This is a genomic window from Bradyrhizobium sp. SRS-191 (assembly GCF_024586915.1).
GTDB lineage: Bacteria > Pseudomonadota > Alphaproteobacteria > Rhizobiales > Xanthobacteraceae > Bradyrhizobium.
Window position 1 is genome coordinate 1 of sequence record NZ_JANBVS010000014.1, and the last position, 26,174, is coordinate 26,174.

Annotated in this window: 20 protein-coding genes; 19 read left to right on the top strand and 1 reads right to left on the bottom strand. The window is 66.3% G+C overall.

All coding sequences use genetic code 11. From position 1 onward, the window contains the following. The first annotated feature begins 19 nt into the window (after window positions 1-19). From NLR35_RS23105 to NLR35_RS23160, 12 genes are all read left to right on the top strand, one after another. Window positions 20-4,939 (top strand): amino acid adenylation domain-containing protein, encoded by a 4,920-nt coding sequence (locus tag NLR35_RS23105; RefSeq protein WP_374940847.1) that lies wholly within the window; start codon window positions 20-22, stop codon window positions 4,937-4,939. Window positions 4,940-4,946: 7 nt separating this feature from the next. After that, complete coding sequence (locus NLR35_RS23110) at window positions 4,947-5,930, top strand: alpha/beta hydrolase (RefSeq protein WP_257168836.1); 984 nt, start codon at window positions 4,947-4,949, stop codon at window positions 5,928-5,930. Beyond that, on the top strand, window positions 5,927-7,660 hold the full coding sequence (locus tag NLR35_RS23115; protein ID WP_257168837.1) for a cyclic peptide export ABC transporter: 1,734 nt from the start codon (window positions 5,927-5,929) through the stop codon (window positions 7,658-7,660). The genes NLR35_RS23110 and NLR35_RS23115 overlap by 4 nt, the downstream gene beginning before the upstream one ends. A gap of 131 nt (window positions 7,661-7,791) precedes the next feature. Further along, complete coding sequence (locus NLR35_RS23120; protein ID WP_257168838.1) at window positions 7,792-8,895, top strand: GNAT family N-acetyltransferase; 1,104 nt, start codon at window positions 7,792-7,794, stop codon at window positions 8,893-8,895. A 14-nt stretch (window positions 8,896-8,909) separates the two neighbouring features. After that, window positions 8,910-10,241 carry a lysine N(6)-hydroxylase/L-ornithine N(5)-oxygenase family protein gene (locus NLR35_RS23125; protein ID WP_257168839.1) on the top strand — a complete coding sequence of 444 codons (1,332 nt, stop codon included), beginning with the start codon at window positions 8,910-8,912 and terminating at the stop codon, window positions 10,239-10,241. Window positions 10,242-10,412: 171 nt separating this feature from the next. Beyond that, a complete protein-coding gene (locus NLR35_RS23130) occupies window positions 10,413-10,757 on the top strand; it encodes a hypothetical protein (RefSeq protein ID WP_306577705.1) in 345 nt (114 codons plus the stop codon). A 499-nt stretch (window positions 10,758-11,256) separates the two neighbouring features. Continuing rightward, entirely contained in the window at window positions 11,257-12,579 is a 1,323-nt protein-coding gene (locus NLR35_RS23135) for a dicarboxylate/amino acid:cation symporter (protein WP_257168840.1), read from the top strand. A gap of 232 nt (window positions 12,580-12,811) precedes the next feature. Beyond that, window positions 12,812-14,134 (top strand): NAD(P)/FAD-dependent oxidoreductase, encoded by a 1,323-nt coding sequence (locus NLR35_RS23140; protein ID WP_257168841.1) that lies wholly within the window; start codon window positions 12,812-12,814, stop codon window positions 14,132-14,134. A gap of 169 nt (window positions 14,135-14,303) precedes the next feature. Next, the gene (locus tag NLR35_RS23145) at window positions 14,304-16,103 is read left to right on the top strand and encodes an ATP-binding protein (protein WP_257168842.1); all 1,800 of its coding nucleotides are present in this window, start codon (window positions 14,304-14,306) and stop codon (window positions 16,101-16,103) included. A gap of 12 nt (window positions 16,104-16,115) precedes the next feature. Further along, complete coding sequence (locus NLR35_RS23150; protein ID WP_257168843.1) at window positions 16,116-17,492, top strand: sigma-54 dependent transcriptional regulator; 1,377 nt, start codon at window positions 16,116-16,118, stop codon at window positions 17,490-17,492. Window positions 17,493-17,653: 161 nt separating this feature from the next. Then, the gene (locus tag NLR35_RS23155) at window positions 17,654-18,538 is read left to right on the top strand and encodes a manganese catalase family protein (RefSeq protein ID WP_257168844.1); all 885 of its coding nucleotides are present in this window, start codon (window positions 17,654-17,656) and stop codon (window positions 18,536-18,538) included. Window positions 18,539-18,619: 81 nt separating this feature from the next. Next, window positions 18,620-18,856 (top strand): hypothetical protein, encoded by a 237-nt coding sequence (locus NLR35_RS23160; RefSeq protein WP_257168845.1) that lies wholly within the window; start codon window positions 18,620-18,622, stop codon window positions 18,854-18,856. A gap of 20 nt (window positions 18,857-18,876) precedes the next feature. Here the strand turns inward: NLR35_RS23160 and NLR35_RS23165 are convergent, their stop codons facing one another. Then, complete coding sequence (locus NLR35_RS23165) at window positions 18,877-19,227, bottom strand: RidA family protein (RefSeq protein ID WP_008965519.1); 351 nt, start codon at window positions 19,225-19,227, stop codon at window positions 18,877-18,879. A gap of 481 nt (window positions 19,228-19,708) precedes the next feature. Here NLR35_RS23165 and NLR35_RS23170 point away from each other — a divergent pair, with 481 nt between their 5' ends. The 7 genes from NLR35_RS23170 to NLR35_RS23200 are packed head-to-tail and all read left to right on the top strand — an operon-like array spanning window position 19,709 to window position 26,155. Continuing rightward, window positions 19,709-20,686 (top strand): ABC transporter substrate-binding protein, encoded by a 978-nt coding sequence (locus tag NLR35_RS23170; RefSeq protein WP_257168846.1) that lies wholly within the window; start codon window positions 19,709-19,711, stop codon window positions 20,684-20,686. Window positions 20,687-20,708: 22 nt separating this feature from the next. Beyond that, on the top strand, window positions 20,709-22,415 hold the full coding sequence (gene ilvD / locus NLR35_RS23175; protein WP_257168847.1) for a dihydroxy-acid dehydratase: 1,707 nt from the start codon (window positions 20,709-20,711) through the stop codon (window positions 22,413-22,415). After that, complete coding sequence (locus NLR35_RS23180; RefSeq protein ID WP_257168848.1) at window positions 22,412-22,654, top strand: hypothetical protein; 243 nt, start codon at window positions 22,412-22,414, stop codon at window positions 22,652-22,654. Before ilvD ends, NLR35_RS23180 begins: the two co-directional genes overlap by 4 nt. A gap of 45 nt (window positions 22,655-22,699) precedes the next feature. After that, entirely contained in the window at window positions 22,700-23,545 is an 846-nt protein-coding gene (locus NLR35_RS23185) for an ABC transporter ATP-binding protein (RefSeq protein ID WP_257168849.1), read from the top strand. Then, window positions 23,542-24,318 carry an ABC transporter permease gene (locus NLR35_RS23190; RefSeq protein WP_257168850.1) on the top strand — a complete coding sequence of 259 codons (777 nt, stop codon included), beginning with the start codon at window positions 23,542-23,544 and terminating at the stop codon, window positions 24,316-24,318. Before NLR35_RS23185 ends, NLR35_RS23190 begins: the two co-directional genes overlap by 4 nt. After that, the gene (locus NLR35_RS23195; RefSeq protein WP_257168851.1) at window positions 24,315-25,076 is read left to right on the top strand and encodes an ABC transporter permease; all 762 of its coding nucleotides are present in this window, start codon (window positions 24,315-24,317) and stop codon (window positions 25,074-25,076) included. The genes NLR35_RS23190 and NLR35_RS23195 overlap by 4 nt, the downstream gene beginning before the upstream one ends. Window positions 25,077-25,108: 32 nt before the next feature. Beyond that, the gene (locus tag NLR35_RS23200) at window positions 25,109-26,155 is read left to right on the top strand and encodes a peptidase M29 (RefSeq protein ID WP_257168852.1); all 1,047 of its coding nucleotides are present in this window, start codon (window positions 25,109-25,111) and stop codon (window positions 26,153-26,155) included. The last annotated feature ends 19 nt before the right edge of the window (window positions 26,156-26,174 follow it).

Genomic DNA, 26,174 nt, shown 5'->3' on the forward strand with positions numbered 1-26,174 from the left:
CGGGCCGACCGAGACCACGGTGTGGTCGGCACGCCATCGGCTCGATGCCGCCGATCCGTCGCCGGTGATCGGCCGCCCGATCGGCAACACGACGCTGTATGTGCTCGACGCGGATCTCAACCTTGCGCCGGTCGGCGTGGTCGGCGAGCTCTTCATCGGCGGCGAAGGTCTCGCTCGCGGTTACTGGCGTCGCGCGGCGCTGAGCGCGGAGCGGTTCATCCCGGATCCGTTCGGCCCTGCCGGCGCGCGGCTTTACCGGACCGGGGACCTGGCGCGCTGGCGCCCCGATGGCGTGCTCGACCACGTCGGCCGTGCCGATCACCAGGTGAAGATCCGCGGCCATCGCATCGAGCTCGGCGAGATCGAGGCGCGGCTGCGCGAGCAGCCGGGGGTGCGCGATAGCGTCGTGGTGGCTCAGGAGGTCGGCGGCGCCCGGCAACTGATCGGTTATGTCAGCGGCGATGATGTCGACGGTGCAGCGCTGCGCGCGGCGCTTGCCGCTTCACTGCCCGACTACATGGTGCCGTCGCGGTTGATGGTGCTGCCGCAGCTGCCGCTGACGCCGAACGGCAAGGTCGACCGCAACGCGCTGCCGTTGCCCGACGCACGGCCGACCGAGACGCAACGCGTTGCGCCGCGCAATCCGACGGAGGTGGCGCTCGCCGCGATCTGGGCCGAGCTGCTGCACCGGGACGATGTCGGCGTCACCGACAATTTCTTCGAGCTCGGCGGCGACTCCATCATCTCGCTGCAAGTGGTCAGCCGCGCACGAAGGGCCGGGCTCCTGCTGGAGCCGAGAGATGTATTCCGGCACCAGACGATCGAGCAGCTTGCGTCCGTCAGCCGCGAAGCGCGGGAGGATCGGCAGAGCACGGTCGTGCCCCGTGGCGCACTGGCCGGCCTCTCCGACGATGAGCTCGCGCGGCTCGGTCTCGACTGGGACCGCATCGAGGACATCTACCCAATGTCGCCGATGCAGCAGGGCATGCTGTTCCACAGCCTGCGTGACGCCGGCAGCGGCGTCTATGTCAACCAGATCAGCGTCGAGATCCGCGGGCTCGACCCCGAGCGCCTGCGCGCGGCATGGCAGAACGTCTCTGCGCGGCATCCGATGCTGCGGACAGGCTTCCTCTGGCGCGAGCTGTCCGGCTCGCCGCTGCAGGCCGTCCATCACCACGCGGCCGTGCCGTGCCAGATCGACGATTGGCGCGGGCAGGCGATCGACGAGGCCCGGCTGTCGGTGGCCTTGGCGGGCGAGCGCGATGCGGAGTTCGACCTTGCGAGGCCGCCCCTGCAGCGCGTGCGTCTGCTGCGGGTCGACGATGACTGCCACCGCCTGATCTGGACCTATCACCACATCCTGATGGACGGCTGGAGCTCGGCGCGCTTTCTCGGTGAAGTCCTGGAAAGCTATGCCGGACGACAGCTCGCGCCCGCGCCGTCGCACTATCGGGACTACATGGCCTGGCTTGCGACGCGCAATCCGGCAGAAGCTGAAGGCTTCTGGCGCGATCAGTTGGCCGCATTCGAACAGCCAACGCAGCTGGCTGACGCATTCGGCGCCCGCCGGAACGATGCGCATGGCCACCGTCGCTGCTACGTCAGGCGCGACGAGAGCGAAACCGCGGCCTTGAAGGCGTTTGCCCGCCGCGAGCGGGTCACCCTCAATACCCTGATCCAGGGCGTCTGGGCGTTGCTGCTGCAGCGTTACACCGGCCAGAGCACCGTGACCTTTGGCGTCACCGTCGCCGGCCGTCCTGCGAGCCTCAATGGCGCCGAGCAGATGATCGGCCTCTTCATCAATACGCTGCCGATGATCGAGACGCCGCCGTCGGCCGCCACGATCGGCGACTGGCTGCGCGCGATGCAGGCTCGCAACGCCGCGATCCGCAATCATGAGCAGACGCCGCTCTACGACATCCAGGGCTGGGCCGGCCGGCCCGGCGAGGCGATGTTCGACAGCATCATCGTGTTCGAGAACTATCCCGTCGATCGCGGCCTGGTCGGCGACGGCTCACTGCGCTTTTCAGGCCTGCGCCATGTCGACGTGACCAACTACCCGATGGACCTGTCCGTCATGGTCGAGGACACGCTCCAGGTCGAATTCACCTACATGCCGAGCCACTTCACGCCGGATCAGGCGGAACTGATCCGGGCGCAGTTCGAGCATCTGCTCGCGGCTCTGACGCGCGACTCCGCGATGATAGTCGGCGCGATCGATGCGGCCAGCGCCCAGGATTCGGCGCGTGCGTATGCCTGTAACGCCCATGCCGTGTTCGCGCCATCGGTTCCGCTCGTGCATGAGGCGATCCGCCGGCATGCGCTGATCGCCCCCCAGCGAACGGCGCTCAAGATCGGTGCGAGCAGCCTGTCCTACGGGATGCTCGAGCGTCGCGCCAATCGGCTCGCACAGCATTTGATCGCGCAAGGACTCCGGCCTGAGCAGCGCGTCGGCGTGGTGGTCGAGCGCACCGAGGCGACGATGCTGGCGCTGCTCGCGGTGCTCAAGGCAGGCGGCGCCTATGTCCCGCTCGATCCCGAGTTGCCGCCCGAACGCATCGCCTATGTGCTGCATGACAGCGGCGTTGCCTTCCTGCTGTGTGGGGCGCGTGACGTTGCCGCGCCGGATGGGGTGACGCGCATCGATCTTGCGGGATTCGATTTCGAGGCTGGACCGGATCATTCGCCGCAACTGCGCCTGCATGCGGAGAATCTCGCTTATGTGATCTACACGTCCGGTTCGACCGGACGACCGAAGGGCGTTGCGGTCGCGCATGGACCTCTGGCCATGCACTGTCACGCCACCGCTGCGCTCTACGAGATCGACGCCCAATCCTGCGAGCTGCACTTCCTGTCGCTCGCCTTCGACGGCGCGCATGAGCGTTGGCTCACGGTGCTGTCGCAGGGGGCGCGGCTCGTCATGCGCGATGCGGAGTTGTGGACGCCGGAGCAGACGGTCGAGGCCACGCGCGAACACGGCGTCACCCATCTCGGTCTGCCGCCGGCCTATCTGCAGCAGGTCGCCGACTGGGTCGAGCAGACCGGCCATCCGCCGCCGGTGAAGCTGTATTCGTTCGGTGGCGAGGCGATGCCGAAAGCGGGCTTCGACAAGGTGAAGCGCACGCTCAAGCCGCAGATCCTGATCAACGGATATGGCCCGACCGAGACGGTGGTGACGCCGTTGGTCTGGAAGGTCGATGGAAATGCCGACTGCGACAAGGCCTATGCGCCGATCGGCGTCCCCGTCGGCAATCGCACGGCCTACATCCTCGATGGCCAGCTGAATCTGGTGCCAGCCGGTGCGGCGGGAGAACTTTATATCGGCGGCGTCGGTCTTGCGCGCGGCTATCATGCCGGGCCCGGGCTGACCGGCGAACGCTTCGTGCCGGACCCGTTCTCGTCCGCTTCCGGCGCTCGCCTGTATCGCACCGGCGATCTCGCGCGTTGGGACGCGAACGGCGTCATCGAGTATCTCGGGCGCAGCGATGATCAGGTCAAGGTCAGCGGCTTCCGCATCGAGCTCGGCGAGATCCAGTCGGCGCTGCTCTCGGAGCAGGCGGTGGCGCAGGCTGCGGTGCTCGCCGTGCCCGGCCTCGGAGGCAATCAGCTCATCGCTTATGTGGCGCCGAGAAATGCGCGCAATGCCGCTGGTTCATCGGCCGAGCGGCTGTCTGCAAGTCTTGCGGCCTCGCTGCGCCGGAGCCTGCCGGCCTACATGGTGCCAGCCAGGATCATCGTGCTCGACCGTCTGCCGACGCTGTCGAGCGGCAAGGTCGATCGCAAGGCGCTGCCGGCGCCCGAGGCCGCAATGGCACGCAGCTTCGTCGCGCCCGAAAGTCCCGCGGAGATCGCGATGGCCGGGCTGTGGGCCGATGTTCTCGGCGTCGCCCGGGTCGGCGTCACCGACAACTTCTTCGAGCTCGGCGGCAATTCGATCCTGAGCCTGAAGGTGATCGCACGGCTTCGTCGCGAGCCGATCCTCGGCACCGAGATCAAGCTGCGCGATCTCCTGCAGAAGCCGACCATCCGGGCGCTCCTCGGCATGGCTGCGAGCCCAGCGGCGCGGCCGTCGGCCCTGCTGCCGCTGAATGCGCCGGTTGCAGGTCCAGAACCTGTCTTCTGCTTCCACGGCGGCTTCGGCACGGTGTTCGACTATGCGCCGTTGGCGCGCCGCATGGAGGGGCAGCGCCAGCTGGTCGGGCTGCAATGCCGGAGCTTGATCGATCCGTCGTTTGCCGATGGATCGTTGACGGCCATGGCCACCGACTACGCCGATGAGATCCTGAAGGTCCAGAACACGGGGCCTTACCACCTGATCGGCTGGTCCCTCGGCGGGCTGATCGCATCTCTGGTCGCGGCAGAACTGGAACGTCGCGGCCAGGAGGTTGCGAGCCTCGGGCTGATCGACTGCTTTGTTCCAGATCCGCGGCGTCATGTGGAGAAAAGTGGCGATCGGCGCTGGACCGACGAGTTGTTGGGACTTCTCTCGGTGGCAGCGCCCGGCGTGGAATTGGCGGCGATCAGATCGCAGGCTGCCGCGATGCGCGACGCCGGCGAGCCCGCGACGGATGAGACCATCCGGCGCCTGGTCGCGAGCGCGATCGGAACGACGCCGGTGCAGACGCGCGATCGTTTGCTCAGCGCAGATGACATCGTCAGTGCGTTCAACGTTGGCCGTCAGCTCGCGCGGCTGGCCTACGAGGCTGACTGGCCCGCCGATCTCGCTGCCGAACCCGCCTGCTGGTGGACATCCGGGCGCCTGGCGCAGCGCGCTTCGCTGGAGGCGCGGCTGACGGCGGCGGTGGATCTCGGCGTGATCGGAGACGACCACTTCTCGATCCTGGCCAACGACGCCTTCCTGTCGTCGATCTGGTCATGGCTGGAGCCGAACGACGCTGTGCAAGCAGCGCAAGCTCTGCAATCCGAACCGGCAGAATGAGGTGGTCATGGGCCTTCATCCCGATATCGCGGCGTTACTCGACATGATTCAGCTCGGAACGGAATCCGGCGCGCGCATTCCCTTTCCACAGCTCACACCAGAGCAGGCGCGCGCTGATTTTGACGCCTCGTCGCCGCTGCTGGACGTCGATCCGCCGCCGCTCCCGCATGAGAGGCAATTGTCCCTGCCGATGCGCGGCGGCGCGGCGATCGCGGCACGTCTCTATGCGCCACGGACGCCCGACTGCGCCGAGCCGCTGCCCGTGCTGCTCTACATGCATGGCGGAGGATTCGTCGTCGGCAGCCTGGAGTCGCACCAGCCGCTCTGTCGCGGGCTTGCAAGCGACAGCAATGCGGCCGTGCTGTCGATCGGCTACCGGCTCGCGCCAGAGCATCGATTTCCCACAGCGTTCGAGGATTGCGTCGATGCGCTCGCCTGGATCGGACGCGAGGGGCCTGCCGCCGGCCTCGATCCCCGTCGCATCGCGGTCGGTGGCGACAGTGCGGGCGGCACGCTGGCGGCGGCGTTGGCGATCGCCGCACGCGACGATCGAACCCTGCCGCAGCCTTTGCTTCAAGTGCTCGCTTATCCCGGCCTCAGTCCGCAGCAGATCACCGAGTCCTACGCGAAATACGGCTCCGGATTCTTGCTCGAGCGCGAGACCGTGGACTGGTTCTTCAATCACTATCTGCGCAACGACGGCGACCGAATGGATTGGCGCTTTGCGCCACTCGCTGCGCCGGATCTGGCCGGCGTTGCGCCCGCGATGCTGCTGCTGCCCGAGTTCGATCCCTTGGTCGCGGAGGGACGTGACTATGCCGCGCGGCTTCTCGCGGCGGGCGTACAGGTCGATCTGAAGATCTATCCCGGCATGATCCACGAGTTCCTGCGGATGGGCAACGTCGTGCCGGACGCGCTGCAGGCGCGCGGCGACATCGGCGCCCGGCTCGCGCACGCCTTTGCCCAGCAAACCGGAGTTGGCCGCTCATGACGACCTCATCCAATCCCGGGATCGTGCATGCCGGCAGCCTGCTGCGGCCGTACTGGAAGCTCGTGCTCTGCGGAATCCTGCTCGGCTTGGTCGGAGGCGCCAGCGTCGCCAGCCTGCTCGCCGTGGTGAACAGGGGCCTCTATGCCGGCTCCGACGATGTCGGCAGCCTGGTCGCCTCGTTTGCCGGGCTGTGTGTCCTGATCGTGGTCGGATCGGTTGGCTCCGACATCAGCGCCAACGTGGTCGGGCAGCGCATCATCGCCTCGCTGCGCAAATCCTTGGCCGCCAAGATCCTGATGGCGCCGATCGATCAGCTGGAATCCTACCGGACGCACCGGCTGATCCCCGTCCTGACGAAGGACGTCGATGCGATCAGCGATTTCGCCTTCTTCTTCCCGGCGTTCCTGGTCTCCGGCGTCATCGTGGCCGGCTGCCTCGTCTATCTCGCCGTGCTGTCCTGGCCGCTGTTCCTGGTCGTGGCGGCACTGATTGCACTCGGATCGTTTGCGCATTTTCTGGCACGCCGGCGCGGCATGTCCGGGTTCAATCTCGCGCGCCAATATGAGGACGATCTCCAGAAGCACTATCGGACCATCGCCGAGGGCGCCAAGGAACTGCGTCTGCACCGGCCGCGGCGGCATCACGTGCATGTCGACCTGATCCAGCGTACGGTCGAACGGATCAGTGACGTTCAGATCAGCGCCATCAACCTCCTGGTCACCGCGCGCGCGCTCGGGACGGTCCTTTTGTTCCTGGTGATCGGCACCGCGCTCGTGCTGCGGCCGTTGCTATGGCCCGACAGCCCGCCATCGGTCTCCAGCGGCTTCGTCCTGGTGCTGCTGTTCATGCGCGGCCCGATCGATCAGCTGATCGGCATGCTGCCCTCGCTCGGACGTGCGCAGGTCGCGATGCGTCGCATCGCCGAATTGTCCGAGCGCTTCGCAACCGCCGAGCAGGACCTGCTCGCCGAGCCTGTGCAAGACGCCGGTGAACGGATCGACTCCATCGAGCTGCGCGGCGTCTCCTACGCCTTCGCGCCGGCTGCCGGTGGCAAGCCGTTCGTGCTCGGGCCGATGGATCTGCGCATCAGCCGCGGCGAGATCGTCTTCATCGTCGGCGAGAACGGCAGCGGCAAGACGACGCTGATCAAGCTGCTACTCGGGCTCTACGTCCCCGATGGCGGCGTTCTGCTGCGTGACGGCGTACCCGTCGTCAGCGAGACGCGGGACGACTATCGTCAGCTCTTCACCACGGTGTTTTCCGACTATTACCTGTTCGACACCCTGCTGCAGCAGAGTGGCCCCGCGCCCGATTTCGCGCAGCGCTATCTCGATCGTCTCGAACTCGGGCACAAGGTCTCGGTCGAGAACGGAGCGTTCTCGACCACGGACCTGTCGACCGGCCAACGCAAGCGCCTCGCGCTGATCAATGCCTGGATCGAGGGGCGCCCGGTGCTCGTCTTCGACGAATGGGCCGCTGATCAGGATCCGGCATTCCGTCACGTCTTCTATACCGAGCTGCTCGCCGACCTGAAGCGGCTCGGAAAGACGATCATCGTGATCTCGCACGACGACCGCTACTTCCATTGCGCCGACCGGATCGTTCGGCTGCGCAATGGACGGATCGAAGAGGATGAGCCTGCGCAACGCGGCGAAGTGCCGCGGGCAAGGCGTTCGCGGAGGTCACGAGTCAAAGACGACGTCGCGTCGCACGAGCCGACGCGGGCGTGAGCTCGCAGCTTTGTAACTAATCTAGATCGTGAGAGCGCCGGCCGGCTTGTCTTGGACGCTTCGACAAATTTACATCCTGAACGGGAGCGAACGGTGATGAAGCTCGCGCAGGGCAACAGAGTGAGGGGCAGATGACGGTAAGCGCGCGCTTCGATGCAAGAGTTGACGCAAGAGATGATGTAACGGTCGATCCACGAGAAGAGGCCTTTCGGGCCGGTGCCGGCCTCGCGCTGTCGGTCGTCCGCGACAATGCAAGCATCCGCGTGATGGCCGACGGTGAAGCGCTGCTGTCGTTTCGGTTCGATGGTGAGCGGGGCGTGCTGACTGTCTCGAGCGATCCCGGCGATCCCCGGCAGATGGGAAGCGCGCTGTCCGCTGCGGCCGAAGCATCGTTTGCCTGGCATCCGTCGCTTGAAAGGCTCGTGCTCGATCTCGGGGAGCGGCCGGCGGCCGCATCGGAGTTGGCCCGCGACGGCCTCGTGGTGATGGTGGACGGCACACCGGTGCTGCTGCCGGAGATGCTGATGCAGCGGCGCGAGAGCTGGTTGACGGATGCGGCCCGGCCGCCGTTTCCGCTGTCCTACGTGATGACCGACGGCAAACGGCATCCACGACGCCCGCCGAAGCCGGTCGGCCGCGTCTACGGCCGCTTCATCCCATGGCTCTCGGAAGTCGTCAGTTTTCGCGTCGTCGACGTGGAGCGGGACCTCGCGCTCGTCCATCGCTGGCTCAATGATCCCAGGGTGGATGCATTCTGGAACGAGGCGGGAGACCTCGACAAGCACCGCCAGTATCTCTCCAAAATCCTGGCGGACCCGCACATGCTGCCGCTGATCGGCTGCTTCGGCGACCGGCCATTCGGCTATTTCGAGCTTTATTGGGCAAAGGAAAACCGGATCGCGCCGTTCTACGATGCCGGCGACCATGATCGCGGCTGGCACGTCATCGTCGGCGAAGACGCATTTCGTGGCCGGGAGTTCATCACCGCGTGGCTTCCCTCGCTCATGCACTACATGTTCCTCGACGATCCCCGCACCATGCGTATCGTCGGCGAGCCGGCGGCCGCCCACGTCCAGCAGCTGCGCAATCTCGATCGCGCCGGCTTCGCCCAGATCAAGACCTTCGACTTCCCGCACAAGCGAGCAACCCTGGTCATGTTGCTTCGTGAACGTTTCTTCGGCGACCGGCTGTGGCAGCCGGCAGCCAAGGCCGCTGTCCTCGAGACCCAACGCTGACGGAGCATCACCTCATGTCCTACCAACTTGCACCGGAATATGATGTCGTCGGTGTCGGCTTCGGGCCGTCAAATCTGGCGCTGGCGATCGCGCTCGACGATTGCGCCAGGCATCAGCGGCACAGCTGCCGCGCGCTGTTCGTGGAGCGGCAGCCCAAATTCAAATGGCATGGCGGCATGCTGCTCCCCGGCAGCAATATGCAGATCTCGTTCCTGAAGGATCTCGTGTCGCTGCGTGATCCGACCAGCCCGTTCACCTTCATCAACTATCTGCACAAGTCGGGACGGCTGCTCGACTTCACCAACTGCAAGACGTTCTATCCGAGCCGCATCGAATTCAACGACTATCTGGGCTGGGTCGCAGGCCAGTTCAGCAGCATGGTCGCGTATGGCGAGACGGTGGTCGCCGTCGAGCCGGTCGGCGCCGGCCAGTCGGTCGTCGCGCTCCGGGTGGTGACCCGGACGCAGGATGGAACGGAGCGGTCGCGAGTCGCGCGGAATCTGGTGGCTGCCGTCGGTGGCGTGCCGCATGTGCCTGCCATGTTCCGGGCGATCGCCGGGGATCGGAGGATGGTGCATACGAGCGGCTATCTCGAGTCACCGGTCATCGCTGAGATCAAGGGCCGGGCGCCGCGCGTCGCGGTCATTGGCGGCGGCCAGAGCGCTGCGGAGGTCACGCTCGATCTCAGCGAGCGGCATCCGGATGTCCGGATCGATCTCGTGTTCCGCGGGCATGCGCTCAAGCCGTCCGACAGCAGTCCGTTCGTCAACGAGATCTTCAATCCGGATTACACCGATTATTTCCATTCACGCGAGCAGAGCCAGCGCGCCGCGATCATCAGCAGCTTCCGCAATACCAACTATGCCGTGGTCGATCCGGATCTGCTCGATCAGCTCTACCGCATGACCTATCAGCAGCGTGTCTCCGGAGAGCGGAAGCTCGCGCTCCATCCCCGCAGCGAGATTGTCGGCGCCGAAGCCGGCTCCGACGGAATTACGCTCGAGCTTCTGAACAAGGATGAGGATGTCCGGCACCGGGACACCTATGACGTTGTCGTGCTGGCGACCGGTTATGAGCGCTCGCCGATCCCGTCCTTTCTCGATCCGATCAGCCGCTACATCGAGGCCAGCGCGCTGGAGCGCGACTATCGCCTCCAGACCAGCCCGGGCTTTCGTCCGCAGGTCTATCTGCAGGGCTGCTCGGAGATCTCGCACGGCCTGAGCGACACGCTGCTGTCGGTGCTGCCGATGCGCGCCCAGGAGATCACAGCGTCGCTCGTGCCAGGCATGGCCGGCCGACGCAGCCCGGAGCAGGGGCCGCACATGGTCGAGCCGGCCTATTCGTAAGGGGCGGGGGGCGTCGTCCGGGATCGAGCCGGTACGCCCCGCCTTGGTGATGACCGTGGCGCTCCGGGGAGCGGCACGGCGGATGAACATCGGTGGTCGTCGTGATTGCGCATGTTGGAAGGCCGGAAATCCGGATCGGCAAGCAGGCACGGCGAAGGTTGGGAATGGGAAATGGCTGAGCCGCATTTGCCTGAGCGGGTCGTGACTTTATTGATAGCGAGTGACTATGCCCGGCTGGTGGGCCGGACCATGACCGAGCAGCTCGACTACATCGTCGATATCGCGTCATTGCATACGCGCGACGAACTGCTGCGGCGTCTCGGACATGATCGCAATCTGATGCGTCAGGTCGAGAAATGGCTCGGGTTTCACGACCGCCGTTTGCGGCGGCCGGCCGAGAGCATCGACGTTGCGATGTGCGGATTGGAGTTCCGCAAGCGGCGCATCCGGCGGTCGCGGCTTGGCGCACGCCGGCGCCGGCTGGATCCGAAGACCACTCCCAAGGAGCGGGGCTGACCGTCCAGCGGCTGATGAACCACTCACAGGATCGCCGCGTCGGACGCCGACCGGACGCCCCGATCGGCCGTCCGGATTTTCGGACGAGCCTGGAGGCCGCTTTCCGAAAGTTCGGACGGGCTGACTGGGCTGTGGCCCGGTCCGCTCGTTAGTGCTTTGTAAACGCTGGCATATCCGATCGCATGCGGCGGTCGTGCATCGCCGGTCCCCTGGCACGGATGCTGCTTGAAGAGCCGCCAAACGAGCGCCAGCTCGACAACAACAGATGCGAGGGGACGTCCGGATGCCAGCCCACATCCCCATCAGTTTTTGAGGCAGCGAGCAGGCGATTGCGCCTGCGCGGTGTTCGCGCGCGTGCCCTTGCGGCCGCGGCGCGTTCGGACGTGCGGGTCGACGCGGCCGCCACGCTGCCTGGAGAGCATCGCGGACCCCGCCGCAGACGCTGATGTCGGCGGCTGAACGAGACGTAGACCGAACAGGACCAGGGAGAGAAGAGACGATGTCTGCAACCACCACGGCGGCTCCGGCCCCGAAGAAGCCGTTCTACCGGGTCCTCTATGTTCAGGTCCTGGTCGCGATCGTGCTCGGCGTCATCGTCGGCTGGGTGTGGCCGGAGGTCGGCAAGAACGAGTGGATCAAGGCGCTCGGCGACGGCTTCGTCAAGCTGATCAAGATGGTCATCGCGCCGGTGATCTTCTGCACCGTCGTGTCCGGCATCGCGCACGTCTCCGAGGTCAAGAAGGTCGGCCGCGTGGCGGTCAAGGCGCTGATCTATTTCGAGATCGTCTCGACCTTCGCGCTCGCGCTGGGTCTCATCGTCGGCAATTTCATCCAGCCGGGAGCCGGGTTCCAGGGCCAGCAGAGCAACGCAGCGGCGGTCGCCAGCTACGCCAAGCAGGCGAGCGAGATGAAGTCGGTCGACTTCGTTCTCCACATCATTCCGGACACGGTGGTGGGAGCCTTCGCGCAGGGCGAGATCCTGCAGGTGCTGCTGTTCTCGATCCTGTTCGGCATCGCGCTGATGAGCCTCGGTGAGCGCGGGCATACGATGCGCGCCTTCATCGACGACGCGGCGCATGCGATCTTCGGTGTTATCGCAATCGTGGTAAAGGCCGCCCCGATCGGCGCGTTCGGCGCCATGGCCTTCACCATCGGCCGCTATGGCCCGCAGGCGCTCGGCAACCTCGCCGGCCTGATCGCGACCTTCTATCTCACCGCGCTCGCCTTCGTCGTCATCGTGCTCGGCATCATCGCCCGCATTGCCGGATTCTCGATCTTCAAGTTCCTGAAATACATCAAGGACGAGCTCCTGATCGTGCTCGGCACCTCGTCGTCGGAGAGCGCGCTGCCGCAAATGATGGAAAAGCTGGAACGACTCGGCTGCTCCAAGCCGGTCGTCGGCCTGGTCGTTCCGACCGGCTATTCCTTCAATCTCGACGGCACCAACATCTACATGACGCTGGCGACCTTGTTCATCGCGCAGGCGATGAACGTGCATCTCTCCTTCGGCGAGCAGATCACCATCCTGCTCGTGGCCATGCTGACCTCGAAGGGGGCGTCGGGCATCACCGGCGCAGGCTTCATCACCCTGGCCGGCACGCTGGCGGCCGTCCGGCCGGAGCTCGTTCCCGGCATGGCGATCGTGCTCGGCATCGACAAGTTCATGAGCGAGTGCCGCGCGCTGACCAATCTCTGCGGCAATGGCGTCGCCTGCGTGATCGTCGCCTGGTGGGAGGGCGAGCTCGACCGCGACAAGCTCCGCGCCGCGCTCGATCGCGACATCGATCCGTCCGACGTCGAGGTTGCCGTCACGACCGGCTGAGCAACGCGACCGTGCATGCGTCGCCGTTGCTCGCGCGGCGACGCGATGCCGTGCGGCGGCTATCTCGCGGCCCGTCCGGAGCAGAACCGGCGAGCGTGCCGGCGATGCCCAATCGTGATGCGGCCAACATCAAATGATCTGCTAAGGTATCGAGGACATCTAAGTCATCGAGGACTTGGCGCTGACGGTGTGACACCGGCGGCGCCACGGTCACCCTTGGGGAGAGTTGGTGATGGCCGTTGTGGAGTCAGGCGTCCCTCGTGTCGTGATCGTCGGCGGTGGCGCCGGCGGCCTGGAGCTCGCTACCCGGCTCGGCGACAAATATGGCCGCAAGGGCCGGCTCGACGTCACGCTGGTCGAGCGCAACCGCACCCATGTCTGGAAGCCGAAGCTGCACGAGATCGCCGCCGGCAGCATGGACATCTCGGCGCACGAGGTGGACTATCTCGCGCAGGCCTATTGGCACGGCTTTCACTACCGTATCGGCAACATGATCGGGCTCGACCGCGACAAGCGCGAGGTGCTGGTCGCGCCCTATCTCGACGCCGAGGGGCGCGAGGTCACGCCGCAGCGGACCATCCCCTATGACGTGCTCGTCATCGCCATCGGCAGCCAGAACAATGATTTCGGCACGCCGGGGGTGGTCGACCACGCGATCAAGCTGGAGTCGCAACGCGACGCCCGACTCTTCCACGAGCGCATGATCAATGCCTGCATCCGCGCCCATTCGCAATCCTCACCGATCGCCGCGCATCAACTGAAGGTCGCGATCATCGGCGCCGGCGCGACCGGCGTCGAATTGGCGGCGGAACTGCACCGCACGACGCGCGAGGTCGTGGCTTACGGTCTCGACCAAGTCGACGCCGAGAAGGACATCAAGATCACGCTGATCGAGGCCGCGCCCCGCGTGCTCCCAGCGTTGCCCGAGCGGGTGTCGAGCGAGACCGGCAAGCTGCTCGAAAAGCTCGGTGTCGAGGTGCTGGTCGGCGCCAAGGTCGCCGAGGTCGGGGCCGACCGCGTCAGCCTCGCCGACGGCCGCGTCATCCCGGCCGAGCTGATCGTCTGGGCCGCCGGCGTCAAGGCGCCGGACTTCCTCAAGGACATCGCCGGACTCGAGACCAACCGCATCAACCAGCTGGTGGTCAAGCAGACCCTGCAGACCACGCGGGACGAGCGCATCTTCGCGATCGGCGACTGCTCGGCCTGTGCGTGGGGCGAGCGCGGCAATGTGCCCCCGCGAGCCCAGGCCGCGCACCAGCAGGCGTCGCATCTCTACAAGCAGATCCCCCGCTTCATCCGGGGCGAAGCGCTCACCGACTACCGCTACCACGATTTCGGCTCGCTGGTGTCGCTCGGCGAGTTCTCGACCGTCGGCTCGATGATGGGGGCGCTGGTCGGCGGCAATCTGGTGTTCGAGGGCTTGTTCGCCCGCATGATGTATCTGGCGCTGTACAAGATGCACGAATATGCGCTGCACGGCCTCGCCAAGGTCTCGCTCGATACGCTGGCGCGCCTGATCACCCGCCGCACCGAGCCGCATGTGAAGCTGCATTGAGGGGCGAGACCGTTGCGGTGGTGCCGCGGTCCGGCCGCCGCAGGCCCCCACGACGTCCTCGCCGGCCGATTTTGCTGTCGCAAATTCCGGAGCAAGACCTTAGACTTAGGGCCTGATGCGGGCGCGATGGGCGCGGCCCGCCATGCGCTGGATTTGCCTGGCTCAGGAGATGACGGACCTTCCCATCCGGATCGGCCTCGAGGGACATCCCGACGCCGCAACGGTCCGGGGGCGCGCGGGTTGGCGCGTGCGCGGGCTGCTGGCGGTTGCGCTGGTCGGCGCGGCGGCTTGGCTCGGCTATGCCATCGCCTTCTCCCGCGGGCTCGACCAGCGCCACGCGGCGGCCCAGCAGCGGCTGGCGGTCGAGGCCGCGCAGCTGGACGGCTATCTCTCGCGCTTCGAATATCTGCCCTCGCTGCTGGAGACCTCGCCTGACGTCTTCAGGCTGCTCGGCACGCCCGATGATCGCACCCTGCAGCAGACCGTCAGCCTGTACCTGAAGTCGATCAATCTGCTGGCCGGCGCCGACAATCTCTATGTCCTCACCGTCGACGGCGACGCGATCGCCGCCGCCGATTTCGACCAGCCTGGCACGCCGGTCGGCAGCAATCTGTCGTATCGGCCCTATATGCGTCAGGCGCTCGCGACCGGCCGCGGCGCGTTCTTCGGCATCGGCATCACCAGTGCCCGCGCCGGCTATTACCTGTCCTATGCGGTCAAGCGCGAGGGGCGGACGATCGGCGTCGCCGTGGTCAAGGTCAATCTCGACGCGTTCGAGCGCGAGTGGCGCAACCGCGGTGCCGACATGCTGCTGGTCGACGCCCGCGGCGTCACCATTCTCGCCTCGCGCGACGAATGGCGCTTCCGTCCGCTGACGCCGCTCGCCATCGATGCGCTGGAGGAGATCGCGACCTCCAAGCCTTATGGCAGCTCCAGCCTCGCGCCGCTCGGCTGGACCTTCAGGGAGCGCGGGGATCGCGGCGGCCGGGTGACGGCCGAGCGCGGCGCGGTCTACAGCATCGATGAACGGCCGCTGCACGAGCGGCAATGGCAGCTGATGCTGCTCGACGACGAGGCGCCGATCCGGCGTACGGCCTATGTGATCGGCACGTTGTCGGGGCTCGCCTGCATCGTGGCGCTGCTGCTGCTCGGCCTGCTCGCACAGCGACGCAACGAGATCCGGCAGCGGCTCGCGAGCCAGGCCGCGCTGCAGGCCGCCAATGACCGGCTGGAGATCCGGGTGCAGGAGCGTACCGCCGAATTGCGCGCCGCGCAGGACGAGCTCGTGCATGCCGGCAAGCTCGCCGTGCTTGGCCAGATGTCGGCCGGCATGGTGCACGAGATCAATCAGCCGCTGGCGGCGCTGCAGACCGCGTCCGACAACGCGGTGCAATTCATCGATCGCGGAATGATCAGCGAGGCCCGCGGCAATCTCGTCCGCATCGGCGAGCTGGTGCGCCGCTTGGCACGCCTGACCGGCCAGTTGCGCGTGTTCGCCTACAAATCCAATGCGCCTCTCGAGGCTGTCGCGGTCGAGCAGGCGGTGTCGGAGACGCTGAAGATCCTCGGCGCGCGGGTGAAGGATGGCGGCGTCGAGGTGAGCATCGATCTCGCGCCGGACCTGCATGTCCGCGCCGAACAGATCCGGCTTGAGCAATTGCTCTGCAACATCGTTGCGAACGCGCTCGATGCCGTCGAGGGCGCGGCGCAGAAGTCGATCTCCATCCGCGCCGAGCGCGAGGAGGGGCAGTGCCGCATCGCCATCGGCAACAGCGGTCCCGCCATCGCCGCGGACGTTCTGCAGCGCATGTTCGAGCCGTTCGTGACCACCAAACCGGCCGGGAAGGGTCTTGGCCTCGGTCTCGTCATCGCCAACCACATCGCGCGCTCGTTCGGCGGCGAGCTGCGGGCGCGCAACCTCGATCCGTCCGGCGCCGAGTTCGTCCTGCTGGTGCCGCTTGCCGCGTGAGAAGGTCCGCTCATGAGTTCTGAACAGCCTGTTGGCGTGATCTATGTCGAGGACGACGAGGACGTGCGCATCGGCGCCGTGCAGGCGCTGCAACTCGCCGGCCTCTCGGTGACGCCGTTCGCCTCGGTCGAAGCCGCGAGCGCAACCGTCCGCGCCGACATGCCGTTCGTGGTCGTCTCCGACGTGCAGCTGCGCGGCAAGAGCGGCACCGCGTGGCTGTCCGAGCTGCACCGCCTGGATCCGGACCTGCCGGTCATCCTGGTCACCGGCCATGGCGACATCTCGATGGCCGTGGAGGCGATGCGCAACGGCGCCTATGACTTCATCGAGAAGCCGTGCTCGTCGGAGCAACTCGTCTCGGTCGTGCGCCGCGCGCTCGACAAGCGCAGGCTCACGCTCGAGGTGCGCACCTTGCGCTCGGCGCTTGCCGACCGTCAGGGCATCGAGGCGAGCCTGCTCGGACGCTCGCCGCAGATCCAGGAGGTGCGTCGGCTCGTCGCCAATCTCGCGTCGACCAATGTCGACGTCACGATTTACGGCGAGACCGGCACCGGCAAGGATGTCGTGGCGCGCTGCCTGCATAATCACAGCGCGCGGCGTGGCGGCAACTACGTCGCGGTCAATTGCGGCGGCCTGCCGGAATCGCTGGTCGAGAGCGAATTGTTCGGCCACGAAGCCGGCGCCTTCACCGGCGCCACCAAGCAGCGCATCGGCAAGATCGAGTACGCCCATGGCGGCACGCTGTTCCTCGACGAGATCGAAAGCATGCCGCTCAGCGTGCAGGTCAAGCTGCTGCGCGCCTTGCAGGACCGTTCGGTCGAGCGCGTCGGCTCCAACAAGCCTGTGGCGGTGGATTGCCGTGTCGTCGCCGCCAGCAAGGCCAATCTCTACGAGCTCAGCGAGAGCAAGCAGTTCCGGGCCGATCTATATTACCGCCTCGGCGTTGCCTTCATCGAGCTGCCTCCCTTACGCGAGCGGCGCGAGGACATCCCGATCTTGTTCGAACACTTCACGCTGGATGCCGCCAAGCGCTTCGAGCGCGACGCGCCGATCGTGGACGATGCGACCATGTCGCTGCTGCTCGGCTATGCCTGGCCGGGCAATGTCCGCGAGCTGCGCAACGTCGCCGATCGCTTCGTGCTCGGCGTGCTCGACCGGCGCGTGCTGAGCCGATCCGCTGCTGCGTCGTCCGAGCTGTCGCTGCCGCGGCAGTTGGAGAATATCGAGCGGTCGATCATCGAAGATGCGCTCCGCCGCAAGCTCGGCGACGTGCAGGCAACGGCGGCGATGCTGGGCGTCCCCAAGCAGACACTGTACGACAAGATCAAGCGGCTCGCCGTCAATGTCGATGGCATCCGCGAAGGCGCGCCTGCAAGGCCGCAATCCTGATCACGAGCGCGACGATCGGTCACGCGCGCAGGCGCGGCGGCGCTAACCTGGATTAGGACGCCGCAGCTTTAGAGTCGTTTTAAACCGGCGATCCGCGTGCGTTAGGAACGGCCGCACAGGACATCATTGCCGCGAGGTCACTTCGAACAGGAGACCTTTGCATGTACTACTTTGACAAGCGGCTGCAGTATCCGGTGGCGGTGGAGAGTCCTGATCCGATCTTCGCCCGTCAGCTGCAGCAGGCGATCGGCGGCGTCGAAGGCGAGATCCGCGTCTGCCTGCAATATTTCTTCCAGGCTTGGGGCGCGCGCGGTCCCGCCAAATATCGCGATGTGCTGCTCAATACCGCGACCGAGGAGATCAGCCACATCGAGATGCTGGCGACCGCAGTCGCGCTCAATCTCGAGAATGCCCCGGCGACGATGCAGGAGACGACCTTGCAGGCCAATCCGGTGGTCGGCGCCGTGATGGGCGGCGGCGAACGGCCGCGTCACGTCATCGAAGGCATGCTGCACCGGCATCTTCTCTCCACAGGCATGGCGGCTTTCCCGGCGAATTGCGACGGCGTGCCGTTCGACTGCTCGCACATCTATGCCAGCGGCAATCTCGCGGCCGACATGTATTGCAACGTGGCTGCCGAATCGACCGGACGGACGCTCGCGGTGCGGCTTTACAACTCCACCGCCGACCGCGGCATGCAGGACATGCTGAGCTATCTGATCGCGCGCGACACCATGCATCAGCAGCAATGGCTCGCGGTGATCGAAGAACTGGGGCCGGATCAGCTGCCGATCCCGAACAGCTTCGACCGCAGCAAGGAGGCGACCGAGTTCGCCTACATGTTCATGGGCACTGAGCGGAACGGCACGGCCCCCGCGCCCGGCCGCTACAGCGAGGGACCTTCGCTCGACGGGCAGGGCCAGTTCTCGCTGCGTCCCGGCTTCGAGCCGCTCGGGGAGGCGCCCAATCTCGGCCCGGCCCGGCCGGACAGCGCCGCGCAGCGCGAGCAGATGAGCGGGACGCCGAAGACGAACGCGCTCAGCTGATCAGGCGTGACGCGACCGGCGTCGGGCGCCGGTCGTGACAACGCTCAGGAACGAATGCGGCGCGATGCCGGTTGGGAGATGATGACAGGCAGAGACACGAGAGACCTGCGCTCCGGCGCCTACGACCCCGTCAGCAAGGATGGGTTGCCGCAGCCGCAGCAGGTCAAGGACGAAACGACGCCCCGCCAGCAGGAGCAGTGGGGCGCCGACGTCCGCGCCGAGCCGCTTCCGGGGACCGAGCCGGTCTTGCCGGAAGGCCTCACGCGCGAGCGGCGTGCGCCGCTCAATCGCAATACCGGTCGTCGCGACACCGAATAGCGTCGCGACGGCCGCGCGGCTTACTTCGCCGCGATCACCATGATCTCGACGGTGTATTGCGGCGCCGCGAGGCCTGCCTCGACGGTGGCGCGCGCGGGCGTGTTGCCGGCGGAGACCCAGCCGTCCCACACCGCGTTCATTTCGCCGAAGGTCTTGATGTCGGTGAGGTAGATCGTCGCGGACAACAGCTTGGTCTTGTCGGTGCCCGCCTTGGCGAGGTGACCGTCGATGATCGAGAGGATTTCCTCGGTCTGCTTGGTCACGCTCTCGCCCGCGGTCTTCTGCGCGACGACGCCGGCGAGATAGACGGTATTGCCGTGGACGACGACCTGGCTCATGCGCGGGCCGACTTCAAAACGCTGGATGGACATCGAGAGAACTCCTTGGAAAGTCAATTCGGGGCCTCTCCCTAGCGCGTGCGGCGCGGCAGCGCCAGCCGGCTGAGCAGAGCAGGGACGGCAATTGAGCTTCTCTCCGGTCAGCTGGACAACGCCTGGCCGGCAATGTGCCCTCCATCGTCCTTCGAGACGCCCGCCTTTGGCGGGCTCCTCGGGACGAGACCGGGCTTCGTGACGGAGTCCATCGACCTTGTGGCGCGATCCATCCCCTCATGGCGAGGAGCGCCGCTCGCGGCGCGTCTCGAACCATGAGGCCTCAGCACACGACCTTGCGTTGCCGGGGCAACTACAGCACACGGACCGCGGCAATCCGGCATGGCGGCGCCTCGCCGCGCTGCACAGCGGCTTGCCCATGGGGCAGGCAAGCACGGAGCGTTTTCCGCGCTTGCACCGATATTTGAGACATGAAACATTCCCACGCGAGGTTCCTTTTAAACGATTTCGGAGGGGCGTGATGCGGAAACGGTTAATGCTGGCGGCGTTGTCGGCGGTCGCTTTGGCGACGAGTGCAGGGTCGAGCTTCGCGCAGCAGACGATCCGCGTCGGCTGGACCATTCCGGCGGAAGAATCCAAATACTGGATGATGAAGCGCCCGACCGAATTTCCGGATCTCGGCAAGACCTACAACATCGAGTGGACCCAGTTCCAGGGCACGGCACCGATGACCCAGGCGCTGGCGGCCGGCGCGCTCGACTGCGCGACCCAGGCGCCGCTGTCGCTGTCGAACGGCGTGGTCGGCGGCGGTCTCAAGGCCTACATCGTCGCCCAGCATGTCTATGAAAAGCCCGGCGGGTTCTCCGTGTATTGGGCGGTCAAGGACGATTCGCCGATCAAGACCATCGCCGATCTCAAGGGCAAGACGGTCGGCATCTCCGTCATCGGCGGCGGCACGCAGGGGCCGTTCAACCTGCTGCTGAAGCAGGCCGGGCTCGATCCGGCCAAGGACATCAAGCTGGTCGAGGTCGGCTTCGCCGTCGCCGAGGACGCGCTGCGCCAGGGCCGCGTCGACGCCGTCAACATGAACCAGCCGTTCGCCGCGCGCGCCGAGGCCAAGGGCGGCACCCGCAAGCTGTTCCAGCTCTCGGAGGCGATGCCGAACATCGTCCACATCCTCGAGGCCTGCCGCGCCGACTTCGTCGACAAGAATCCGGATCTCGTGAAGGCCTATGTCCGCGACATCACCACCGGCATGAAGAAGGCGCTCGCCAACCGCGACGAGACGCTGAAGGTCGTCTCCGAAGTGATGAAGGTGCCGGTGCCAGTGATCGAGACCTATCTGCTCAAGGACAATGATTTCGGCCGCGATCCGGTCGCCGCGCCGAACTTCCCCGCGATCCAGAAGATGCTCGATATCTACGCCGAGACCGGCATGCTGCCGAAGCTCGACGTCGCCCAGTTCAAGCATCCCACCATCGTCGCGCCGATCCAGTAGGGCGCCTGCGGAGCCTGTATCGATGAGGAAGCTGCGCTCGCGCGTGACGGTGGAGGGGCTCGACCGCGCCCCGCACCGCGCCTTCATGCGCGCCATGGGCCTGGATGATTCCGACATCGCCAAGCCGATGATCGGCGTCGTCAGCCAGAAGGGCGAGCAGACGCCCTGCAACATGACGCACGACTTCCAGGTCGACGCGGCGAAGACGGGCATCTCGGAGGCCGGCGGCACGCCGCGCGAGTTCGCCACCGTCTCGGTGTCCGACGGCATCAGCATGAACCATGAGGGAATGAAGTTCTCTCTGTTCTCGCGCGAGCTGATCGCCGACTCGATCGAGGCCGTGGTGCACGGCCTCGCCTATGACGCGCTGATCGGCTTCGGCGGCTGCGACAAGACCTTGCCCGGCGTCATGATGGGCATGGTCCGCTGCAACGTGCCGTCGATCTTCATCTATGGCGGCAGCGCGCTGCCGGGGAAGTACCAGGGCAAAACGCTCACAGTGCTCGACTCGTACGAGGCTGTCGGCAGCTACATGACCGGCGAGATCGACGCGGCCACGCTCGAGGGCATCGAGCGCTCCTGCCTGCCGACCATCGGCGCATGCGCCGGACAGTTCACCGCCAACACGATGGGCATGGTGTCGGAGGCGATGGGCCTGTCGATGCCCAACGTGTCGATGATCCCCGGCGTCTATGCCGAGCGCGCCCATGTCGCGCGGCAGGCCGGGCGTCTGATCATGCAGATGCTCGCCCGCGGCGGGCCGCTGCCGCGTGACATCGTCACCCGCAAATCCCTGGAGAACGGCGCGGCGATCGTCGCGGCCACCGGCGGCTCGACCAACGCGGCGCTGCACCTGCCGGCGATCGCCAACGAGGCCGGCATCCGCTTCACGCTCGACGATGTCGGCGAGGTGTTTTCGCGCACGCCGCTGATCGGCAATCTCCGGCCCGGCGGCAAGTACACCGCCAAGGACGTCTACGACATCGGCGGCGCGGCTGTCGTGATCCGCGCGCTGATCGAGAGCGGGCATATCGACGGCTCCTGCATCACGGTGACCGGCCGCACGCTTGCCGAGGAATACGGCGCGGCCAATGCGCCGGACGGCGAGGTCGTCTTCGCGCCGGCGAAGCCGATCATGGCGGATGGCGGCGTCGCGGTGCTCAAGGGCAACCTCGCGCCCGATGGCGCCGTCATCAAGGTCGCCGGGCTCAAGAACCTGGTGTTCGAGGGCCGCGCGCGCGTGTTCGAGGACGAGGAGGCCTGCGTCGCCGCGGTGCGCGCGCGCAACTATCAGGCGGGCGAGGTGCTGATCATCCGCAACGAGGGCCCGGTCGGGGGTCCCGGCATGCGCGAGATGCTCGGCGTCACCGCGCTGATCTACGGCCAGGGCATGGGTGAAAAGGTCGCCCTCATCACCGACGGCCGCTTCTCCGGCGCCACCCGCGGCATGTGCATCGGCTATGTCTCGCCGGAAGCTTTCGTCGGCGGTCCGCTGGCGTTGTTGAAGGATGGAGATCCGATCCGCATCGATGCCAAGGCGCGGACGCTCGACGTTCTGCTCGATGAGCGCGAACTCGCCGCGCGCCGTACCGCCTGGACGCAGCGGCCGCCGCGGCATCGCGCCGGAGCGCTGGCCAAATACGCCAAGCTGGTCGGACAGGCGCCGCTCGGCGCCGTCACGCATGAAGGGCCGGCCGAATGGCCCTGGTTCGACCAGGAGCAGCAATGAGCCGTGATGGGGCGACGATTGGCAGGCTTCTTGCTAATCTTTCCGCACCCCGTCATTCCGGGGCAATCGTCGAGGCGCAGACGCGAAGCGGCTGCGTCGCGATGATTGAACCCGAAATCTCGAAATCGTTGAGCATGAACGCGCAAGCCAATCTCGAGATTCCGGGTTCAAGGCCTGCGGCCTTGCCCCGGAATGACGGTGAATGTGGTTTAGATGATTCAGCTGTCCGTCATGCCTGACAACTTGGAGCCTCTCAGCGTGCTGCATCGGAAAGAGAAGCCGACATGGGCGTGACCCCGATCCGACCCGGCCAGCTCGCGGGCGTCCCGCTCGGCCGCCGCGCGGCCACGCCGATCATCGAGATTGATCACGTCTCGCAGGTGTTCAAGACCTCGTCACGTCGTGACCACATCGCGCTGTCCGACATCTCGCTGACGGTGGGCGAGGGCGCTTTCGTCTCGATCCTCGGGCCTTCCGGCTGCGGCAAGTCGACCCTGCTCTACATCGTCGGCGGCTTCGTCAGCCCGACCAGCGGCATCGCGAAGATGAAGGGCAAGCCGATCACCGGGCCGGGCACGGATCGTGGCCCGGTGTTCCAGGAGTTCGCGCTGTTTCCGTGGAAGAGCGTGCTCGGCAACGTCATGTACGGCCCGCTGCAGCAGGGCATGAAGGCCTCCAAGGCCGAGGCGCTGGCGCGAACCTTGCTCGCGATGGTCGGCCTCACCGGCTTCGAGAAGTTCTACCCGAAGGAGCTTTCGGGCGGCATGAAGCAGCGCGTCGCGCTGGCGCGCACGCTCGCCTACGGCCCGGAGGTGCTGCTGATGGACGAGCCGTTCGGCGCGCTCGATGCGCACACCCGCACGCGGCTGCAGAACGATCTTCTCGACATCTGGGAGCGCGACCGCAAGACCGTGCTGTTCGTGACGCACTCGGTCGAGGAGGCGGTCTTCCTGTCGGATAAAGTGGTGATGATGTCGCGCTCGCCGGGCCGCATCCGCGAGGTCATCGACATCGACCTGCCGCGGCCGCGCCGCCGCGAGGAGCTGCTGCTCGATCCGAACTATCAGAGATACATCGTCGAGATCGAGCGCATGTTCGATGCCTCCGGCGACAACGAGCTGCCCTCATGAACGGCATGTTGAAGCCGCTCGCGCCGGTGCTGGCCTGCTGCGGCCTGCTGCTGGCTTGGCAACTCGCCTCGCTCGGATTGAAGAACGACAGCTTTCCGACGGCGTTGGAATCACTGCGCGCGATCCCGCCGATCCTCACCGACAAGGAATCGCTGATCAACATCCTGGCGTCGCTGCGGCGGATGGCGGTCGGCTTTTCGCTGGCGCTGGCGTTCTCGATTCCGCTGGGATTGCTGATGGGCCGCAGCCGTGCCACCGCCGCGTTCTTCAATCCGCTGCTGATGCTGATCTACCCGGTGCCGAAGGCGGCGCTGATGCCGATCATCATGCTGTGGCTCGGCGTCGGCGACGTCTCCAAGACGCTGGTCATCTTCCTGGGTGTCAGCCTGCCCGTGATCTATCACAGCTTCGAGGGCGCCAAGGCGGTCGAGGAGAAGATGCTGTGGTCGGGCGCGGCCATGGGGCTGTCGCCGTCCGAGCGCCTGCTGCGCATCGTTCTGCCGGCCGCACTGCCGGAAATCCTCACCGGCTGCCGCACCGGCCTCGTGCTGGCGCTGATCACGATGGTGACGAGCGAGATGATCGCGCGGCAGTCCGGCGCCGGCAACATCCTGTTCAATGCGCTCGACATGGGACAGTACGATACGGTGTTCGCGATGATCATCATCGTCGGCGCGATGGGGATCTGCCTCGATGCGGCGTTCGAGATCGTGAGGCGCTGGCTGGTGCGCTGGTCGGAGCCGCAATTCGACATGCCCCTGAGCTTCTCATGACGCGCACCTCGAACGATATCCTGCTGGGCGCCGCGCCGATCGCGCTGGTCCTGCTGCTGTGGCAAGGTCTCGTGTCGTTCGGCTATGCGCCGCCGACCCTGCTGCCGCCGCCGGGCCAGGTGTTCCTGCGCATGGCGCAACAGCTGTCGAGCGTGACGTTCCAGCAGGATATCGCCGCGACCTTGTTCCGGCTGTTCGCGGGCTTCGCCATCGCCGTCATCATCGGCGTGTCCCTCGGCATTGCCGCAGCCGTCAGTCCGCCGATCAACGCCGCGGTCAAGCCGATCGTGCGCGTGCTGGCGCCGCTGCCCAAGGTCGCGCTCTATCCGGCCTTCCTGCTGCTGCTCGGCTTCGGCCACGAATCCAAGATCATGCTGGTCGCCGCCGACGCGCTGTTTCCGATCCTGCTGTCGACCTATTACGGCGCCACCACGATCGAGCAGAAGCTGATCTGGTCGGCGCTTGCCGCCGGCACGCCGCCGCGCGACGTGCTGTGGAAGGTGGTGCTGCCGGCCGCCATGCCGTCGATCCTGACCGGCTGCCGCATCGGCCTCGTGATCTCCTGCATCGTCGTGTTCCTCGCGGAGATGATCACCTCGACCGACGGGCTCGGCCACGTGCTCGTCACCGCCGCGCGCACCTTCCAGGCGGTCGACATGTTCGTGCCGCTGATCACGATCTCGCTGCTGGGTCTCATTCTCAACGCCCTGCTGCAGGGTTTGCGCGCTTATCTGCTGCGCGGCTTCCCTTCAGTCTGATAGAACGACAAACAACAATCGGGAGAACGACCATGCTTGCGGATCGCATCGAGGCGAAATGGATCGACGCATTCTGCGAGATCTTCGAGCGCTGTGCCGTGAAGGCCGGCGACACCGCCGCCATCCTGTCGGAGACGCAGTCGCGCCCGCTCAATGTGCACATCGCCGAACTGGCGCTCTTGCGCATGGGCGCGCGGCCGTTCCATGTGGTGGTGCCGACGCCACGCAATCCCCATCCGGTGCCGGTGCGCTCGACCGGCGCTTCGGAAGCCATCGGCAAGCTCGGGCCCGTCGTGACCGCGCTTCAGCAGGCGGGCTTCGTCGTCGACTGCACCATCGAAGGCCTGATGCACGCGGTGGAGACGCCTGAGATCCTGAAAGCCGGCGCGCGCATTCTCGTCATCTCCAACGAGCATCCGGAAGCACTCGAGCGCATGCGCCCCGATGCGGCTCTGGAAAAGCGCGTGCGCGCCGCCGCCAAGATGCTGCGCGGCACGAAACGGATGCGCGTGACCTCGAAGGCCGGGACCGATCTCGACGTCATCATGGAAGGCGCCTCGACGGTCGGCGTCTGGGGCTGGACCGATCGTCCGGGCACCTTGGCGCATTGGCCGGGCGGCATCGTCGTCAGCTTCCCCAAGAGCAAGTCGGTCAACGGCACCATCGTGATGGCGCCCGGCGACATCAATCTCACCTTCAAGCGCTATCTGTCCTCGCCCGTGACGATGACCATGCGGGACGACTACATCACGAACCTGGAAGGCGAGGGCGCCGACGCCGCGATGATGCGCGCCTATCTCGCCTCCTGGGGCGACCGCGAAGCCTATGCCGTCTCGCATGTCGGCTGGGGCATGAACCCCGGTGCGCGCTACGAGGCGCTGACCATGTACGACCAGCGCGACACCAACGGCACCGAGCTGCGCGCCGTCTCCGGCAACTTCCTGTTCTCCACCGGCGCCAACGAATTCGCCGGCCGCTATACGGCGGGGCATTTCGATCTGCCGATGATGGGCACGACGATCGCGCTGGACGGCGTGGCCGTGATCAAGGACGGCGTGCTGCAGGATGTGTTCGGGTAGGTGAGGGGCAGACGCCAAC

What these genes read in the sequence shown, in the direction of transcription:
- NLR35_RS23165 (WP_008965519.1), bottom strand. Translation starts at nt 19,227, where the DNA reads ATGTCCATCCAGCGTTTTGAAGTCGGCCCGCGCATGAGCCAGGTCGTC.
- NLR35_RS23160 (WP_257168845.1), top strand. Translation starts at nt 18,620, where the DNA reads ATGACAGGCAGAGACACGAGAGACCTGCGCTCCGGCGCCTACGACCCC.
- NLR35_RS23185 (WP_257168849.1), top strand. Translation starts at nt 22,700, where the DNA reads ATGGGCGTGACCCCGATCCGACCCGGCCAGCTCGCGGGCGTCCCGCTC.
- NLR35_RS23155 (WP_257168844.1), top strand. Translation starts at nt 17,654, where the DNA reads ATGTACTACTTTGACAAGCGGCTGCAGTATCCGGTGGCGGTGGAGAGT.
- NLR35_RS23200 (WP_257168852.1), top strand. Translation starts at nt 25,109, where the DNA reads ATGCTTGCGGATCGCATCGAGGCGAAATGGATCGACGCATTCTGCGAG.
- NLR35_RS23130 (WP_306577705.1), top strand. Translation starts at nt 10,413, where the DNA reads ATGGCTGAGCCGCATTTGCCTGAGCGGGTCGTGACTTTATTGATAGCG.
- NLR35_RS23115 (WP_257168837.1), top strand. Translation starts at nt 5,927, where the DNA reads ATGACGACCTCATCCAATCCCGGGATCGTGCATGCCGGCAGCCTGCTG.
- ilvD (WP_257168847.1), top strand. Translation starts at nt 20,709, where the DNA reads ATGAGGAAGCTGCGCTCGCGCGTGACGGTGGAGGGGCTCGACCGCGCC.
- NLR35_RS23145 (WP_257168842.1), top strand. Translation starts at nt 14,304, where the DNA reads ATGACGGACCTTCCCATCCGGATCGGCCTCGAGGGACATCCCGACGCC.
- NLR35_RS23190 (WP_257168850.1), top strand. Translation starts at nt 23,542, where the DNA reads ATGAACGGCATGTTGAAGCCGCTCGCGCCGGTGCTGGCCTGCTGCGGC.
- NLR35_RS23170 (WP_257168846.1), top strand. Translation starts at nt 19,709, where the DNA reads ATGCGGAAACGGTTAATGCTGGCGGCGTTGTCGGCGGTCGCTTTGGCG.
- NLR35_RS23195 (WP_257168851.1), top strand. Translation starts at nt 24,315, where the DNA reads ATGACGCGCACCTCGAACGATATCCTGCTGGGCGCCGCGCCGATCGCG.
- NLR35_RS23135 (WP_257168840.1), top strand. Translation starts at nt 11,257, where the DNA reads ATGTCTGCAACCACCACGGCGGCTCCGGCCCCGAAGAAGCCGTTCTAC.
- NLR35_RS23150 (WP_257168843.1), top strand. Translation starts at nt 16,116, where the DNA reads ATGAGTTCTGAACAGCCTGTTGGCGTGATCTATGTCGAGGACGACGAG.
- NLR35_RS23140 (WP_257168841.1), top strand. Translation starts at nt 12,812, where the DNA reads ATGGCCGTTGTGGAGTCAGGCGTCCCTCGTGTCGTGATCGTCGGCGGT.
- NLR35_RS23110 (WP_257168836.1), top strand. Translation starts at nt 4,947, where the DNA reads ATGGGCCTTCATCCCGATATCGCGGCGTTACTCGACATGATTCAGCTC.
- NLR35_RS23180 (WP_257168848.1), top strand. Translation starts at nt 22,412, where the DNA reads ATGAGCCGTGATGGGGCGACGATTGGCAGGCTTCTTGCTAATCTTTCC.
- NLR35_RS23120 (WP_257168838.1), top strand. Translation starts at nt 7,792, where the DNA reads ATGACGGTAAGCGCGCGCTTCGATGCAAGAGTTGACGCAAGAGATGAT.
- NLR35_RS23125 (WP_257168839.1), top strand. Translation starts at nt 8,910, where the DNA reads ATGTCCTACCAACTTGCACCGGAATATGATGTCGTCGGTGTCGGCTTC.